The 16257-nt window shown below is 33.4% G+C and carries 17 protein-coding genes and 2 tRNA genes; 16 read left to right on the plus strand and 3 right to left on the minus strand.

From position 1 onward, the window contains the following. Positions 1-9: 9 nt before the first annotated feature. The 9 genes from fabK to RR539_RS06275 all read left to right on the plus strand — a co-directional run bounded on the left by fabK (position 10) and on the right by RR539_RS06275 (position 8634). Positions 10-942 (plus strand): enoyl-[acyl-carrier-protein] reductase FabK, encoded by a 933-nt coding sequence (gene fabK / locus RR539_RS06235; RefSeq protein WP_332473952.1) that lies wholly within the window; start codon positions 10-12, stop codon positions 940-942. After that, positions 942-1874: an ACP S-malonyltransferase gene (gene fabD / locus RR539_RS06240; RefSeq protein ID WP_332473953.1), complete on the plus strand. Its 933-nt coding sequence runs from the start codon at positions 942-944 to the stop codon at positions 1872-1874. The genes fabK and fabD overlap by 1 nt, the downstream gene beginning before the upstream one ends. 10 nt (positions 1875-1884) lie before the next feature. Then, positions 1885-2631 carry a 3-oxoacyl-[acyl-carrier-protein] reductase gene (gene fabG / locus RR539_RS06245; RefSeq protein ID WP_332473954.1) on the plus strand — a complete coding sequence of 249 codons (747 nt, stop codon included), beginning with the start codon at positions 1885-1887 and terminating at the stop codon, positions 2629-2631. Between the two features lie 11 nt (positions 2632-2642). Continuing rightward, a complete protein-coding gene (gene fabF, locus RR539_RS06250) occupies positions 2643-3881 on the plus strand; it encodes a beta-ketoacyl-ACP synthase II (protein WP_332473955.1) in 1239 nt (412 codons plus the stop codon). After that, the gene (accB, locus tag RR539_RS06255; protein ID WP_332473956.1) at positions 3881-4351 is read left to right on the plus strand and encodes an acetyl-CoA carboxylase biotin carboxyl carrier protein; all 471 of its coding nucleotides are present in this window, start codon (positions 3881-3883) and stop codon (positions 4349-4351) included. The genes fabF and accB overlap by 1 nt, the downstream gene beginning before the upstream one ends. A 2-nt stretch (positions 4352-4353) precedes the next feature. Then, positions 4354-4782 carry a 3-hydroxyacyl-ACP dehydratase FabZ gene (gene fabZ / locus RR539_RS06260; RefSeq protein WP_332483572.1) on the plus strand — a complete coding sequence of 143 codons (429 nt, stop codon included), beginning with the start codon at positions 4354-4356 and terminating at the stop codon, positions 4780-4782. A gap of 36 nt (positions 4783-4818) precedes the next feature. Beyond that, on the plus strand, positions 4819-6153 hold the full coding sequence (locus tag RR539_RS06265) for an acetyl-CoA carboxylase biotin carboxylase subunit (RefSeq protein WP_332473958.1): 1335 nt from the start codon (positions 4819-4821) through the stop codon (positions 6151-6153). A 22-nt stretch (positions 6154-6175) separates the two neighbouring features. Continuing rightward, positions 6176-7930, plus strand: a complete 1755-nt coding sequence (locus RR539_RS06270) for an acetyl-CoA carboxylase carboxyltransferase subunit alpha (protein ID WP_332473959.1) — start codon at positions 6176-6178, stop codon at positions 7928-7930. Between the two features lie 212 nt (positions 7931-8142). After that, positions 8143-8634 (plus strand): GNAT family N-acetyltransferase, encoded by a 492-nt coding sequence (locus RR539_RS06275; RefSeq protein ID WP_332473960.1) that lies wholly within the window; start codon positions 8143-8145, stop codon positions 8632-8634. Positions 8635-8658: 24 nt separating this feature from the next. On the opposite strand, the gene RR539_RS06280 is transcribed toward RR539_RS06275, so the two are convergent. After that, positions 8659-9387, minus strand: a complete 729-nt coding sequence (locus RR539_RS06280) for a polysaccharide deacetylase family protein (protein WP_332473961.1) — start codon at positions 9385-9387, stop codon at positions 8659-8661. Positions 9388-9498: 111 nt separating this feature from the next. Between RR539_RS06280 and RR539_RS06285 the strand changes: the two genes are divergently transcribed. Further along, positions 9499-9960: a CinA family protein gene (locus RR539_RS06285; RefSeq protein WP_332473962.1), complete on the plus strand. Its 462-nt coding sequence runs from the start codon at positions 9499-9501 to the stop codon at positions 9958-9960. Positions 9961-9995: 35 nt separating this feature from the next. Here RR539_RS06285 and RR539_RS06290 read toward each other — a convergent pair whose 3' ends face one another. Then, a complete protein-coding gene (locus RR539_RS06290) occupies positions 9996-10517 on the minus strand; it encodes a peptidylprolyl isomerase (RefSeq protein ID WP_332473963.1) in 522 nt (173 codons plus the stop codon). Between the two features lie 309 nt (positions 10518-10826). Here RR539_RS06290 and RR539_RS06295 point away from each other — a divergent pair, with 309 nt between their 5' ends. Genes RR539_RS06295 through RR539_RS06305 form a run of 3 tightly spaced genes read left to right on the plus strand, consistent with a single transcriptional unit; the run spans position 10827 to position 13119 of the window. Continuing rightward, a complete protein-coding gene (locus RR539_RS06295) occupies positions 10827-11666 on the plus strand; it encodes a transporter substrate-binding domain-containing protein (protein ID WP_332473964.1) in 840 nt (279 codons plus the stop codon). A gap of 48 nt (positions 11667-11714) precedes the next feature. Beyond that, complete coding sequence (locus tag RR539_RS06300) at positions 11715-12395, plus strand: amino acid ABC transporter permease (protein WP_332473965.1); 681 nt, start codon at positions 11715-11717, stop codon at positions 12393-12395. A gap of 1 nt (position 12396) precedes the next feature. Beyond that, positions 12397-13119 (plus strand): amino acid ABC transporter ATP-binding protein, encoded by a 723-nt coding sequence (locus tag RR539_RS06305; RefSeq protein ID WP_332473966.1) that lies wholly within the window; start codon positions 12397-12399, stop codon positions 13117-13119. A 194-nt stretch (positions 13120-13313) separates the two neighbouring features. Here RR539_RS06305 and RR539_RS06310 read toward each other — a convergent pair whose 3' ends face one another. Then, positions 13314-14414: a C40 family peptidase gene (locus tag RR539_RS06310; RefSeq protein WP_332473967.1), complete on the minus strand. Its 1101-nt coding sequence runs from the start codon at positions 14412-14414 to the stop codon at positions 13314-13316. A 133-nt stretch (positions 14415-14547) separates the two neighbouring features. Here RR539_RS06310 and RR539_RS06315 point away from each other — a divergent pair. From RR539_RS06315 to RR539_RS06325, 3 genes are all read left to right on the plus strand, one after another. After that, positions 14548-14631 (plus strand) — tRNA-Leu (locus tag RR539_RS06315). A 5-nt stretch (positions 14632-14636) separates the two neighbouring features. Continuing rightward, positions 14637-14711 (plus strand) — tRNA-Glu (locus RR539_RS06320). Positions 14712-14813: 102 nt separating this feature from the next. Continuing rightward, a complete protein-coding gene (locus RR539_RS06325) occupies positions 14814-15962 on the plus strand; it encodes a DEAD/DEAH box helicase (RefSeq protein WP_332473968.1) in 1149 nt (382 codons plus the stop codon). The last annotated feature ends 295 nt before the right edge of the window (positions 15963-16257 follow it).

The raw sequence follows: 16257 nt of genomic DNA on the forward strand, positions 1-16257 counted from the left end.
GGAAAATGAATGTTTAAAAATAAGCTAACGGAAATACTTTCAATAGAATACCCAATAATACAAGGTGGTATGGCATGGATTGCAGATGCATCACTTGCTGCATCTGTATCAAATGCAGGGGGACTTGGGTTAATTACAGGTTTTGCATCACCGGATTGGGTTCGTACTGAAATAAAAAAGGCAAAGAATCTTACAAATAAGCCATTTGGAGTAAATATTATGCTTATGCATAATGATGCAGATGAGATTGCTAAGATTGTATGCGAAGAGGGAGTTAAGGTTGTTACAACAGGAGCGGGAACTCCAGCTAAGTACATGGATATGTGGAAAGAACATAATATTAAGGTGCTTGCAGTTGTACCATCTGCTTCAATAGCTAAAAGACTTGAGAGAGCAGGGGTTGATGCGGTAATTGCAGAGGGCTGTGAAGCAGGAGGACATATAGGGCAAATTACAACAATGGCACTTGTACCACAGGTTGTAGATGCTGTTAGTATACCAGTTATTGCAGCAGGTGGTATAGGAGATGGAAGAGGGATTGCCGCTTCTATGATGCTTGGAGCAGTAGGCGTTCAAGTTGGAACAAGATTCTTAGTTTCAAGTGAATGCAATGTTCATGAAAATTATAAGGATAAGGTTATTGCTGCAAAGGATAGTGATACAGATGTTACAGGTCGTGATACAGGACATCCTGTTAGAGTTATTAGAAATAAACTATCAAGAAAATTCCTTCAATTGGAGAAGGAGAGAGCATGCAAGGAAGAGTATGATGCAGTTGGAACAGGTTCATACAAAAAGGCTGTTTTTGATGGAGATGTTGATTATGGATCTGTTATGGCAGGACAAATAGCAGGGCTTGTTACAAAGAAGCAATCATCAAAGGAAATAATAGAAGAAATGTTTACACAGGCTAAAACTCTTCTAAAGGAAGGAGTAGAATAATGAAAAATATTGGCTTTATGTTTTCAGGACAAGGTGCTCAGTACATAGAAATGGGTAAGGACCTTTACGAAAATTATAGTGAAGTTAAAGAAGCATTTGATAATGCTCAGGAAATAGTAGGCTTTGACCTTAAAGGTATTTGCTTTAATGGACCAAAAGAAAAGCTTGATAGTACAGATGTAACTCAGGTTGCAATATTTACATTAAGTGCAGGGATATTTAATGTACTTAAAAATAGAGGAATTAAATCAAGTGTGTGCTGTGGATTAAGTCTTGGGGAGTATAGTGCCCTTTATGCATCTGGAATTATTACCTTTGAAGAAGGAGTTAAACTTTTAAAGCTTAGAGGAGAAATAATGGCAAATGCCTATCCTAAGGGGAAAGGTACTATGACTGCTGTTATAGGACTTTCTAAGGAGGATGTAGAGGAGTGCATTGAAAAAGTCAAAGTAAATGGAGTAGTTGAAATAGCTAATCTTAACTGTCCGTCACAAATTGTTGTAACAGGTGAAGTTGAGGCTATTGAAAAGGCAGAAGAAGAATTTAAAGCTAATAAGGCTATGAAGGTTGTAAGACTTGATGTTAGTGGCCCTTTCCATTCATCACTACTAAAGGATGCAAGCTTAGACCTTAAAAAGGAACTTGAAAAGATAGATTTTAAAAAGCCATCAATAACTGTATTAACTAATTATACAGGAGATGTAATTAATGAGGAAACCTTAGTAGATACATTGACTGGTCAAATGTGTTCAACGGTTTACTTTGAAGATAATATAAGAAAAATGATAGATCTTAATGTAGATACGTTTGTTGAAATAGGACCAGGTAAAGCCTTAAGTGGATTTGTAAAGAGAGTAGATAGAAAGAAGAAGATTTTAAATATCGAAAATGTAGAAGGCCTAGAAGCTTTTGTTGATTATATAAATGAATAGGAGTGTAGTTATGGATTTAACAGGAAAAACAAGTATAGTTACAGGAGGAAGCAGAGGGATAGGTAAGGCAGTTGCATTAAAACTTGCATCTCTTGGAAGTAATATTGTTATTAACTACGAGAAAAATGAAACTTCAGCTATTGAAACAGTTGAAGAAATAAAGAAATTAAATGTTAATGCAGCAGCATACAAATGTAATGTTAAGGATTTTGATAGCTGTAAAAACATGATTGATACGGCATGTGAAGAGTTTGGAAATATTGATATTTTAGTTAATAATGCAGGGATTACTAATGATAAGTTATTACTTAGAATGGATGTTAGCGACTTTACAAGTGTACTTGATGTTAATTTAACAGGTGCATTTAACTGTAGCAAAATTATTGCACAGCACATGATAAAGAAGAAGATTAAGGGTAAAATCATAAACATGACTTCAGTAGTTGGAATTACAGGTAATGCAGGTCAAGCGAACTATGCAGCTGCTAAGGCAGGGCTTATAGGACTTACTAAGTCAATGGCAAAGGAACTTGGTGCAAAGGGAGTATGTGTTAATGCTGTAGCACCAGGGTTTATAGAAACAGATATGACAAATAATCTGAATGAAAAAATAAAGGAAGGTGTTATAGGTGTAACACCACTTAAAAGATTTGGAAAGCCAGAAGAGGTAGCAGATTTAGTAGCATTCTTATCATCATCAGCATCAGATTATATAACTGGCCAAGTTATTAATTGTGATGGTGGAATGGTAATGTAAGGAGGAAAAATATGAGTAGAAGAGTAGTTATTACAGGGATAGGAGCAGTAACTCCTATTGGCCAAAATGTAGATACATTTTGGAATAATGCAAAAAAAGGAATATGTGGTATTAGTTTTATAGAAAGTTTCGATATTACAGATTCTAAGGTAAAAGTTGCTGCAGAAATAAAGGATTTTTCGTTTGAACATTGTATAGATAAAAAGGAAGCAAAAAGAATGGGGAGATTTACTCAATTTGCTATTTGTGCTGCAGATGAGGCGGTAAAGGATTCAGGACTTGATCTTGAGAATATTAATAGTGAAAGGTTTGGTGTATCAGTAGGCTCAGGTATTGGTGGACTTGAAACAATGGAAAAAGAATATCAATCAATGCTAAAAAGAGGTATTGGTAAAGTATCTCCTCTTACAATTCCAATTATGATTGGCAATATGGCCGCTGGAAATATTGCTATTAAATATGGTGCTAAGGGACCGTGTACATGTACAGTTACAGCTTGTGCAACAGGAACAGACTGTATAGGGGAAGCCTTTAGAAATATTAAAAATGGATATGTAGATATAATGCTAGCAGGTGGCTCAGAGGCATCTATTACTCCACTTGGTGTTTCAGGATTTACAGCACTTACAGCACTTACAAAAAGTGAAGATCCGCTAAGAGCCTCAATTCCATTTGATAAGGAAAGAAGTGGATTTGTTATGGGAGAGGGAGCAGGCATGGTAGTCCTTGAGGAAATGGAACATGCAATTAATAGAGGAGCAAACATACTAGCAGAGGTTGTTGGATACGGTTTAACATGTGATGCTCATCATATAACAGCTCCTGCACCAGACGGAGAAGGGGGAGCCCGTGCTATAAAAATAGCTCTTAATGAAGCAGGAATACAAAAAGAAGAAGTTGGCTATGTTAATGCACATGGTACAAGTACAGAGCTTAATGATAAGTTTGAAACAATGGCAATAAAAGCTGTATTTGAAGATCATGCATATAATTTAGCAGTAAGTTCAACAAAGTCTATGACAGGACACTTACTAGGAGCCGCAGGTGCTATTGAGTCTATTATATGTGTTAAGTCACTTATAGAAGGCTTTATAACACCAACTATTGGTCTTAAAGAAAAGGATGAGGACTGCGATCTTGACTATGTTCCAAATGTAGGAAGAGAAAAGGATATTAACTATGCAATATCAAGTTCTTTAGGATTTGGAGGACATAATTCAGTATTACTATTCAAAAGGTGGGAGAATTAATGATAGATTATAGAGAATTAGAAAACCTAATAAAGGCATTAGATAAAAGTAGCTTAACAAATCTTGAAGTTGAAAGTGAAGGAATAAAAATTTCTCTTTCTAAAGAAGCTTCAGAAAAGGTTGTTTACTTAAATGGAGAAATGAAGGGGGTTCCTAGTACTTCTTGCTCAAACGTTGAATCATCACTTACAATATCTTCATCAGTAGAAGAGGTTAGTGAAGAAAGTAATCTAGTAGCTATTAAGTCTCCAATTGTTGGAACATTTTATAGTAAACCAGCTCCTGACAAGGATGCTTATGTATCAGAGGGAGATTCAGTTAAGAAGGGCCAAGTAGTTTGTATTATTGAAGCTATGAAGCTTATGAATGAAGTTAAAAGTGACTTTACTGGGGAGATTGTTAAGGTACTTGCAAATGACGGAGACCTAATTGAATACGGACAGGAAATCTTCCTTATTAAGGAGAATTAATTATGGAACTAACAATTAAAGAGATATTAAATATTTTACCTCATAAATATCCTATGTTATTAATTGATAAGGTAGTTGAAATTGAGCCAGGAATTAGCGTTAAGGCTATTAAAAACGTAACTATCAATGAGAACTTTTTTAATGGTCATTTTCCAGGAGAGCCTGTTATGCCAGGAGTTTTAATGGTAGAAGCTATGGCTCAAGCAGGTCTTGTAGCACTTCTTACAAAGGAAGAGTTTAAGGGTAAGCTTGGATTCTTTGCAGGAATTAAAGAAGCAAAGTTTAGAAAAAAAGTTGTTCCAGGAGATGTTTTAGAGATTTATGTAGAGCTTATTAAGCTTAGAAGTAGTTTTGGAACAGCTAAGGGTGTCATTATAGTTGATGGGAAAAAGGCATGTGAAGCTGAATTTTCCTTTGCAATAGGTGAGTAGAATTAACTTATTATGCAAAATGAGAGGAGATAAGCAATGCTAAAAAAGATATTAATAGCTAACCGTGGAGAAATCGCGGTTAGAATAATTAGAGCGTGTAGAGAACTTAATATAGAAACAGTAGCTGTGTATTCAGAGGCTGATAGAGAGTCACTTCATGTTGAACTTGCTGATGAGGCTGTTTGTATAGGACCTGGGGATGTTAGAAAAAGTTATCTTAATGTAAATAATATTTTAAGTGCAACTATACTAACGGGAGCGCAGGCAATACATCCAGGCTTTGGGTTTTTATCAGAAAACAGTAAGTTCGCTAGAATGTGCGAAGAGTGTAACATTAAGTTTATAGGACCTGATTATAAGGTAATAGATTCAATGGGGAACAAATCAAATGCTATAGCTATTATGAAGCAGTACAATGTTCCTGTTGTTCCAGGTTCTGAGGGAAGTCTTTCATGTTTTGATGAGTGTAAGGCTGTTGCTAAAGAAATTGGATATCCTGTAATGATTAAAGCTGCACATGGCGGCGGAGGTCGTGGAATTAGAATAGTTTGGGATCCACAGGACCTTGAAAAGGAATTCTATAATGCAAGAGGGGAAGCACAGGCTGCCTTTGGTAGTGGTGAGGTTTATCTTGAGAAATACGTTGTAGAACCTAGACATATAGAAATTCAAATTTTAGCAGATGAAAAAGGTAATGTGGTTCACTTAGGTGAAAGGGATTGTTCTATTCAAAGAAGAAATCAAAAAGTTATTGAAGAGGCTCCATCTCCATCTCTTTGTAAAAATCTTAGAAAGAAAATGGGAGAGGCAGCAGTTAATGCAGCAAAGGCTGTTAATTATAAAAATGCAGGAACAGTTGAGTTTCTTGTAGATAAGTATGATAATTTCTACTTTATTGAAATGAACACAAGAATTCAAGTTGAGCATGGCGTAACAGAACTTGTAACAGGTATTGATATAGTTAAGGAACAGCTTAAAATAGCATCAGGCATGCCACTTAGTTTTAAGCAAAAAGATGTTGAAATTGAGGGCCACGCTATAGAGTGTAGAATTAATGCAGAAGACCCTGAAAATGATTTTAGACCATCTCCTGGTAAAATAGTAAAGCTATTCTTACCTGGTGGTCCTGGAGTTAGAGTAGATAGTGGGGTATATGAAGGATATACTATCTCACCATTTTATGATTCAATGGTAGGAAAGCTTATGACATTTGGTAAGGATCGTGAAGAGGCTATATTTAGGATGAGAAGAGCACTTGGAGAATTTGTAATCCAAGGTGTAGATAATAATGTAGATTTCCAGTTAAAACTCCTAAATGAAAAGGAATTTGTTGATGGAAAATACCATACAGGGTTTATTAACAGCCTGTAACTACTAAAAGGTAGGTGATTTTGTGTTTCAAGGCTTATTTAAAAAGACAAAGTATATAACAGTTGCATCAAAACCTCAAACAAAAGAAGAGGTTAAGGTAGAGGATGAGATAGAAGATATAAAGCCTGTAATACCAGATGGCAAATGGACAAAATGTATAGGATGTAGTCAAACTATCTATAATGAGGATATATTAGCAAATAAAAATGTATGTCCAACATGTGGCTACTACTTTAGACTAAGTTATAAAGAAAGACTAGATATAACAATAGATGAGGATAGTTTTGTTGAAATAAATGAGGAACTTAAAAGCAAAAATCCATTAGATTTTGATGGATATGATAAAAAGCTTACTTCTCTTAAGGGAAAACTTAATATAAATGAGGCAGTTGTTACTGGTTACTGTAGTATACATGGGTATAAGACAGTAATTGGAGTAATGGATTCATCATTTATAATGGGTAGTATGGGAAGTGTTGTTGGAGAAAAAATCTCAAGAGCATTTGAGGTTGCAGCTGATGAAAATCTTCCAGTAATAATCTTTACAGTTTCAGGTGGAGCTAGAATGCAGGAGGGAATATTCTCCCTAATGCAAATGGCAAAGGTAAGTGCATCTGTAACAAGACATAGTGAAAAGGGGTTATTATATGTACCAGTATTAACTGACCCGACTACTGGTGGTGTTACTGCAAGCTTTGCAATGCAAGGTGATATCATTCTTGCTGAAAAAGGAGCATTAATTGGCTTTGCAGGTAGAAGAGTTATAGAAAATACAATTAGACAAAAGCTACCTGATGGATTCCAAAGTGCTGAATTTTTATTAGAGCATGGATTTATTGATGCGGTATGTGAAAGAGATAATATTAGGGATGTGCTAGGTAATATACTTAAGCTACATAGCAAAGATAATATAGATTCAGATGATGAATCAATAATTAAATATGAAGTTAAAAAGAATAATAAAAGGTTTAAAAAGCAGGAGTTAACTGCATATGAGAGGCTACAAATAGCTAGAAGCCCACAAAGGCCAACAACATATGATTTTACAAAGGCTTTAACAAATGACTTTTTTGAACTTCATGGTGATAGATATTATGCAGATGATAATGCTATAGTTGCTGGTATAGCTTCTATTGGTGGAATTCCAGTTACTATAATAGGTCACCAAAAGGGTAAAAATATAGAAGAAAATATTCGTCGTAACTTTGGAATGGCAAAGCCAGAAGGATATAGAAAAGCTATGAGGCTAATGAAGCAAGCAGAAAAGTTTAATAGACCTGTTGTATGCTTTGTAGATACCCCAGGGGCATATTGTGGTATTGAGGCTGAGGAAAGAGGTCAGGGAGAAGCAATTGCTAAGAGTTTACTTTTACTTAGTAGCTTAAAAACTCCTGTAATATCCCTTATCGTTGGAGAAGGGGGAAGTGGTGGAGCTCTTGCACTAGCCCTTGCTGATGAAGTGTGGATGATGGAAAATGCAGTATACTCTGTTCTTTCACCTGAAGGGTTTGCGAGTATTCTTTGGAAGGATGCTACACGTGCAGAAGAGGCTGCTGACAAAATGAAAATTACTGCAGCAGATCTTTTAGAGTTTAAAATTATTGATAAAGTAATTGAAGAACCTATGGATGGGATTCATATAGACTTTGAGAGTATTTCAAAAAGCGTTAAGGAAAGACTTATTTCTTCTTTGTTAACATATAAATCAAAGTCTAAAGAAGAATTACTTGATAACCGATATAATAAATTTAAGTCAATGGGAGTTTTTGACGAGTAAAAAATTTATATGATATTAACAAATAGGCACCCTTATATGTATGTTATAAGGGTGCTATATTAATGTAGATAAATTTTTTTTGTTAATGTTAAATAAAAATAATAATTGATAAAATAATGATATAAAAAATATAGACATGTTAGTTTAAATAATATAAGATATCATTATTGAAAAACTTTATGTTTCTTATATTTATTATGGGGGGAAAGACATTGATAACAAAAGCTAATATTAATCATCTAAATGAAATCATTACTGTACTAAAAGACACAATAGTTAGCATGAACGCCCAGGGATTATATCAATGGAATGAAAACTATCCAAATGAAAACACAATTGTTAGCGATATAGATAAGGAAGAACTTTTTGTAAAAGTTGAGGATGATTCTGTTAAGGGTTTTGTTGTACTAAATCAGTTTGAAGATAAAGAATATAATATTTTAGACTGGAATTCTACTAAAGACAACAGCCTAGTAATTCACAGATTATGTGTATCTCCAAAATTTCAAGGAAGCGGGGTTGCTAAAGAGATAATGGAGTTTACACATAAATATGCAAAAGATAATGGATTTGAGTATATAAGACTTGATACATCGGTAAACAACAAAAGATCGATTGCGGTGTATGAAAAACATGGTTATAGTAATGTAGGTGTGATTACAACGGAAAAAGGTGAATATGCATGCTTTGAAAAGCATTTATAAAAAAGGCTAGAAAATCTAGCCTTTTTATTCTGCATAATATTCAGGTGTAGTATTGTCTATCACTTTAAATGTATAGCCTTCCTTAATATAATGTTCAATGATTAATGGAAGTGCTTTAACGCTTGCCTTATTACTTGAGTTACAGTGCATTAAAAGAATTACCCCAGGGGATTTTTTTCCTGATGGAATCTTTTTAAGTGATTTTTGGTATAGTGTATATGGGGATGCGTTTAAGTTAACAGCATCCTCAGAGCTATGGGTCCAGTCAAAAACTTTTAAATTGCGACTGTGAAGTTCTGTAAGTACAGAATTAGAAAGTCTCTTGTAACTTCCCCCAGGAAATCTTAAAATATTAGATTTAACTCCTGTAAGTTTATATAATTCCTCTTGGCAATTAAGCATTTCATCCATAAAGAAGGAAAGATTAACAGTATTTCCATGATAAAGCTTTGGGAAATCATGTGTGTAGCTATGAAGTCCAACAGAGTGGCCTTCTTTAACAATTCGCTTTAATACATCTTCATTTCCTTCAAACTGTTCACCAACAACGAAAAAAGTACCCTTAACTTTATACTTATTAAGCACATCAAGACATTTACCTGTTACAATGCTATCAGGTCCATCATCTAAGGTTAGATAAATTATCTTCTGCTCAGGACTGCTAATCTTAGCAAAAGAAGTTGTTACAGGTATAGTTAAAAGGATTAACGAAAAAACTATTAGAAATAATCGTTTTATAAATTTAAATGTCAAAATAAACAACCTCCTTTTCTTATATATATTATTTGAGTATTTTGTTAAAATATTAAGTTATTTAATGTAAAATTATATATATGTTAATAGTTTAAATAAGGAAGTGTAAGTATGGAAAAAATTAATAAGATTTGTAATATACTAATTAAAAAAAATTTATCAATTGCGGCTGCTGAATCATTAACAGGAGGTATGATAAGTAGTGAAATAGTGAGTATACCGGGAGTATCATCTATCTTTAAGGAAGGAATAGTAGCATATTCAAAAGATGCAAAGATAAATAGACTTAATATACCAAGAGATGTGATAGAAAAATTTTCAGATGTTAGTCATCAGGTAGCAGAGTTAATGGCTAACAATGTTGCCAAAATATCAGGTGCTAGAATCGGAATTTCTACAACAGGTAATGCTGGTCCAGCAGGAGATCCTGTAGGTCTTGTTTATATAGGAATAAGTATAGATGGTATTTCATATATTAAAGAACTTAACCTAAATGGAAGTAGGCAAGAAATAAGACAAGAAACAGTTAATATATTATTTGACACACTTTATAAGAAGATTAAAGAAATTTAATATAAAAAAGGCATAGAATAATCTATGCCTTTTTACTACATTTTAATTGGTTCGTCATATTGAACACCGAAAGTGTCAACAGTAACAGTTTTCATTCTTTGGTCAACCTGAGGTTTATCGTTCCTGTCTCTATTTACTGAAACAATTCCATCAACAACATCTAATCCTTCAATAACCATACCAAATGCAGCATAATCTCCATCAAGGTGAGGTGAATTAGCAGTCATTATAAAAAATTGTGAACCTGCTGAATCTCTTACAAATGATCTTGCCATTGAAAGAACTCCCTTAGTATGCTTAAGGTCGTTTTTAAAGTTATTATTGTTAAATTCACCTTTAATTGAGTATCCAGGTCCACCCATACCTGTTCCGTCTGGGTCTCCACCTTGAATCATAAATCCTGGAATAACTCTATGGAATGTAACCCCATTGTAGAATCCTTTATTAATTAGTGAAATAAAGTTATTTACTGTATTAGGAGCAACCTCTGGATAAAGCTCAGCTTTAATAATCCCTCCGTTTTCCATTTCAATTGTAACTATTGGATTTTGTGCCATAATTAATCTTCCTTTCCTACGATAAATATTATCTATGCTATTATATCAAATAAAAATAAAAATATACAAACTTATTAAGTTAAATGATTTAAGAAAATATGTATATATAATGTATGTTAATTAAAAATATATGTATAATATTGTATAATATTTAAATATGATTCCATTTAGTGGAATAATCAGGGAGGGAGATGGTTAGTCTTATTGAAAAAATTAAAAAAATATATAAGTATAGCATATTTTTCCTTGAATAATTATAAATATATATGTATAATAACTTTTAGAAAGCAATAAGCGGGGGGATAAAAAATGGCAAAGAATTTACTTAAAAAAATAACAGCTGGACTTATTTGTGGAGTAATGATGTTTTCATTAGTATCATGTTCAGGTAAGGACGCATCAGAAACAGGGGCTAAGCCAGCAGGACTTGTTGATAAAATTAAAAAAAGTGGTAAGTTAATTGTTGCAACTAATCCAGAGTTTGCACCATTTGAATTTATTACTATGGAGAATGGTAAGGAGAAAGTTACTGGTGCAGATATAATGCTTGCTGAAGAAATTGCAAAGGATCTTGGAGTAGAGTTAACGGTTAATAGTATGAATTTTGAAGGATTATTACAGGCATTGTCAGCAGGTAATTGTGATATGGTTATAGCTGGAATGAATCCAACTCCAGGAAGAAGAGAAAATGTAGATTTTTCTGAATTATACTATGGAGATTCACCACAGGTATTACTTATAAATAAGAAAAGTGCTGATAAAATTAAATTACAAAAAGACTTAGATGGAAAAATAGTGGGTGCTCAAAAAGGATCAGTTCAAGAGGATGTTGTGACTAATGAGCTAAAAGGTTCAAAGTTAAAAGCTATGCCAAATATACCTAATCTTTTACTTGAACTTAAAAATGGAAGAATTGATGCACTAGTTCTTGAAAAGCCAATTGCAGAAGAAATTCTTAAGAGCTCAAGTAAGGATTTACAAATGGCAGGATTTGAAATAGACATAGATTACTCAGGATATGCTATTGCGATGAAAAAGGGTAATGAAGATTTAGTTACAGAAGTTAATAAGACAATTGAAAGAGTAAATAAAGAGGGTCTTTTTGAAAAGTTCCTTGAGAACTCTAAAAAACTTATAGAGAAGAAGTAAGAAAAATAGTGGAGTTATCCACTTTTTTCATTTTAAGGAGGGGTTAAATTGAGTTTAGATTTTAGTTTTTTATCGGAATACTATCCTTTATATATATCTGGAACTATGAATACTATACTTTTAGCATTATTTTCTGTGTTAATAGGTGCAGCACTTGGAACTTTACTTGCACTAATGAAGCTAAGTAAAAATATTGTTTTAAAAGGAATTTCAGTTTCTTATATTGAATTTGTTCGTGGAACACCACTATTAATACAGTTAATGATTTTTTATTTTGCTGTTATACCAGCAATCGGTATTGAATCAAGAGGAAGTACGATTTTAGGTGGAGATTTTATAGGGTTTTTAGCTTGCATAATAGCATTATCACTTAATAGTGCTGCATATGTAGCTGAAATAATAAGGGCTGGAATAGAGTCTATTGATAATGGGCAAATGGAGGCTGCTAGAAGTCTTGGAATGAATAAGGTACAAGCTATGAGATATGTTATTCTGCCTCAAGCTATTAAAAATATTTTACCAGCACTTGGAAATGAATTTATAGTTGTTATAAAGGAATCTGCAATAGTATCAGTAATTGGAATTCATGATATTATGTTTAATGCAAATACAATTACGGCAAAAACATGGGATCCTTTTCCACCATTAATTTTTGCAGCATTAATTTATTTTGTATTAACATTTAGTTTATCAAAGGGACTTGCAGCTTTTGAAAGGAGATTAAAGTAATATGATAAAAGTAGAAAATTTACATAAAAACTTTGGTAATCTTCACATACTAAAGGGTATTGATATAGAAATAGCTAAGGGTGAAGTGGTAGTAGTTATTGGCCCATCAGGATCTGGGAAAAGTACATTTTTAAGATGTATAAATTTTTTAGAAGAGCCAACTAAGGGAGTGATAACACTTAGTGGTAGTAGAATAAATGATGATATTAAAAATATAGATAAGTATCGTCAAAAGATGGGAATGGTTTTTCAACACTTTAATTTATTTCCTCATATGAACGTATTAGAAAACCTTACCATTGCACCATTAAAGGTTAAAAATTCTTCAAAGGAAGATGCTGAAAAAGTAGCACTTAACCTACTAAATAGAGTAGGGCTTAATGATAGAAAAGACCATTATCCATCACAATTAAGTGGAGGACAAAAGCAAAGAATAGCAATTGCAAGAGCTTTAGCTATGGAACCAGAGGTAATGTTATTTGATGAGCCAACATCTGCACTAGACCCAGAAATGGTAGGTGAAGTTTTAGAGGTTATGAAGGAACTTGCAAATGAAGGAATGACTATGGTTGTTGTAACCCATGAAATGGGATTTGCTAAGGAAGTTGCTGATAGAGTAATATTCATGGATGATGGTATTATTCTTGAAGAGGGAACGCCACAGGAGATATTTGATAATCCACAAATGGATAGAACCAAGGAATTCCTATCAAAAGTATTATAGAAATTTAAAAGCTGCAGGTATATCTGCAGCTTTTTTAAATGTTTATAACATTGTAATTAATTCGTTAATATTTAGTTATTATAAATTTGGTAAAATTAGAGTATAAATAATAAGTAGCTTGGATAGAATATAAATAGTCAAAAAAATAAATAACGCGAGACTAGCTCACGTTATTTATTTGGAGTCATCAAATATTATAATACTCTTCTTCCATGGGTAAAGTCACTACGTGTTAATGGACTTATCTTTACTACATCACCGGTTCTAGGTGAGTGGATGTAACTTCCTCCACCTACATATATACCAACGTGGTGAGTAGGACTACCAAAGAACACTAGGTCTCCTGGTTGAAGACTACCCTTTGAGCCGATATAAGTTCCAACACCAGCTTGATAGCCTGATGTTCTAGGAAGACTTATTCCAGCTGCATTTTTGTAAACATACGAAGTAAATCCTGAACAGTCAAATCCTGAAGGTGTTGTTCCACCCCAAACATATGGTGTTCCAAGGAATTTCTTTGCATAGTTTACAATTTCAATTCCAGATGCGTCGCCATCGCCTCTATCAGGTACTTCTGTATTACCACCTGTATTTGGCTTACTTGGCTTATTTGGTTTAGATGTGCCAGAAAGAGATGCTGTAAGTGAGTTTTGATATGCCTTAATTTGAGAAGCGTAAGTCTTTTGCTTTGTTGTTAACTCTGCAATTACTTTGTTCTGTTCAGTTTTCTTTTCTTCTAAGGCCTTTACTTTCGCTTTACTTTCAGTTTCTAGAGCAACAAGTCTAGCTTGTTCTTTCTCTAAACCTTGTTTTTTAGTTGCCAACATAGTTTTTTGAGTTCCTAAATCAGTCATAACTTGCTTATCATACTCTATAAGAGTAGTAACAGTATCTATTCTTGATATAAGATCACTAAAGCTTGTAGCTTCAAGTAACACATCAAGGTAGCTTGTTACACCGTTTATGTATAGAGCTTCCATTCGATTACCGAATAGTTCCTGCTCATCATCCATATCAGTTTCAATAACCTTTATGTCCGATGTAGTTTTTGTAATAGCTTGTTTTGATTCAGAAACCTTTTTCTTATTAACGTCTAAGTCTGCCATAGCAGTTTCGATTTTGGAATCAAGCTTTTCAACTTCAATTTCAAGAGCTTCTACCTTCTTAACTGCTTCGTTATATGCCTTCTTAGCGCTGTTTAGCTGGCTTTGCGTACTCGGGTTAGCAAATGCTGTTCCCATAGTAGCAATAAGTAATGCGGAAATAGAGACGATTAACTTTCTATTAAGTCTCAAGTTATATCACCCTCTTTCTACACAAAATTATAACATTAAATAACATTAAATCAAAGACTTATATTGGTAAAATATTTTTTTTAGAAAATATCTTGACAGATACTCATTAATAAAATACAATAATATATGTTAAGCGGATGTGGCGGAATTGGCAGACGCGCTAGACTTAGGATCTAGTGTCCATGACGTGGGGGTTCAAGTCCCTCCATCCGCACCATATTTGGCCCCTTGGTCAAGCGGTTAAGACACCACCCTTTCACGGTGGTAACAGGGGTTCGATTCCCCTAGGGGTCACCAAGAAGATAGCAGGCATAGACCTGCTTATTTTTTTATTATTATCTATTATATGCTTATTATTTACATTATAGTAGTATTATTTGGATAAAAAGGAGAAGTGAAATGAATAAGACATTTTTAGACCTTGGTGTAAACAAGGAACTTTGTGATAGATTAAAGAAGTCAGGAATTGTTAATCCAACTGAAGTTCAAGAAAAGGTTATACCTTTAGGATTTCAAAAAAAGGATATTGTAGTTGAATCACAAACAGGAACAGGTAAGACATTCGCATTTTTACTTCCTATATTACAATCAATTAATGTAAATAAGGAAGAAGTACAATCATTAATTATAACACCAACTAGAGAGCTTGCTGCTCAAATCACTACAGAGATAGAAAAGTTATCAAAGGATGATTTTAGAGTGTTATCGATTTTTGGTGGGCAAGATGTAGAGAAGCAAATAAGAAAGCTTAAAGGAGAAAGCCATATTGTAGTAGGTACTCCTGGTAGAATTCTTTATCATTTAAATAGGAAGACACTTAATCTTTCTAAGGTTAGATTTTTAGTAATTGATGAAGCAGATCAAATGCTTAATATGGGATTCATTGAAGAACTTAATCAGGTTATTAAGTCAGTTAATCCACATAGACATACTATGTTATTTAGTGCAACTGTTCCAAAGGGAATTAGAACTATTACACTTAAGCATATGAAAAACCCTTCTACTATAAGAGTAAAGAAGAAGGCTTTAGTAGTTGATAATATTCAGCAAAAATCAATATCAACAGGTGAACTTACTAAGGATGAAGTTTTAGAAGCAGTTCTTGAGAAAGAAAAGCCATTTATGGCAATTGTATTTTGCAAGAGTAAGGATAGAGTTAAGCAAGTATATAACAAGTTATATAGTAAAGGATACCTTTGTGAAGAGTTACACGGTGATTTAACGCCACAGAAGCGTCGTAAGGTTATGAAGGATCTTAAAGATCTAAAGATACAGGTATTAGTTGCTAGTGATATTGCATGTAGAGGACTTGACGTTGATGGTATTACTCATATCATTAATTATGATATACCTAAGGAAGTAGATCTTTATATTCATAGAATAGGTAGAACAGGTAGAGCAGGGAATGATGGTATTTCTATAACACTTGTTGAACCAAAGGAACAAAAACATATGGACTTTATTGAAAAAAGCGTTAACGCTAAAGTTAAAAAGCTTTATGCTAGAGTTAATAATATGTCATCAGAAGAGAATATAGTCATTAGTTAATATACAAGTAGGCCTTGGCCTACTTGTTTTTTATTCTAATTAACAACAACTATGCCTTGTATATCACACATAGGAAAAAAGTGAATTTTATAGAAAAGCAAAGTATAAATTATATAATCTTATAATATGAAGTATTTTGTAGGATATAGGAGAAGAGTATGGTGGTATCATAAATCTTGTCGCTAAGAGGTGACGGCGTAAGTTGATGTTGACAAGACAGAAACTTATGATAGAATAGAAAAAGTGATTTGGTCATTGAAAACTAAACAGTAAAACATATAGCGAGCGTACAATA

Origin of the sequence: Clostridium sp. (assembly GCF_036639235.1) — a bacterium.
Classification (GTDB): domain Bacteria; phylum Bacillota; class Clostridia; order Clostridiales; family Caloramatoraceae; genus Clostridium_AB.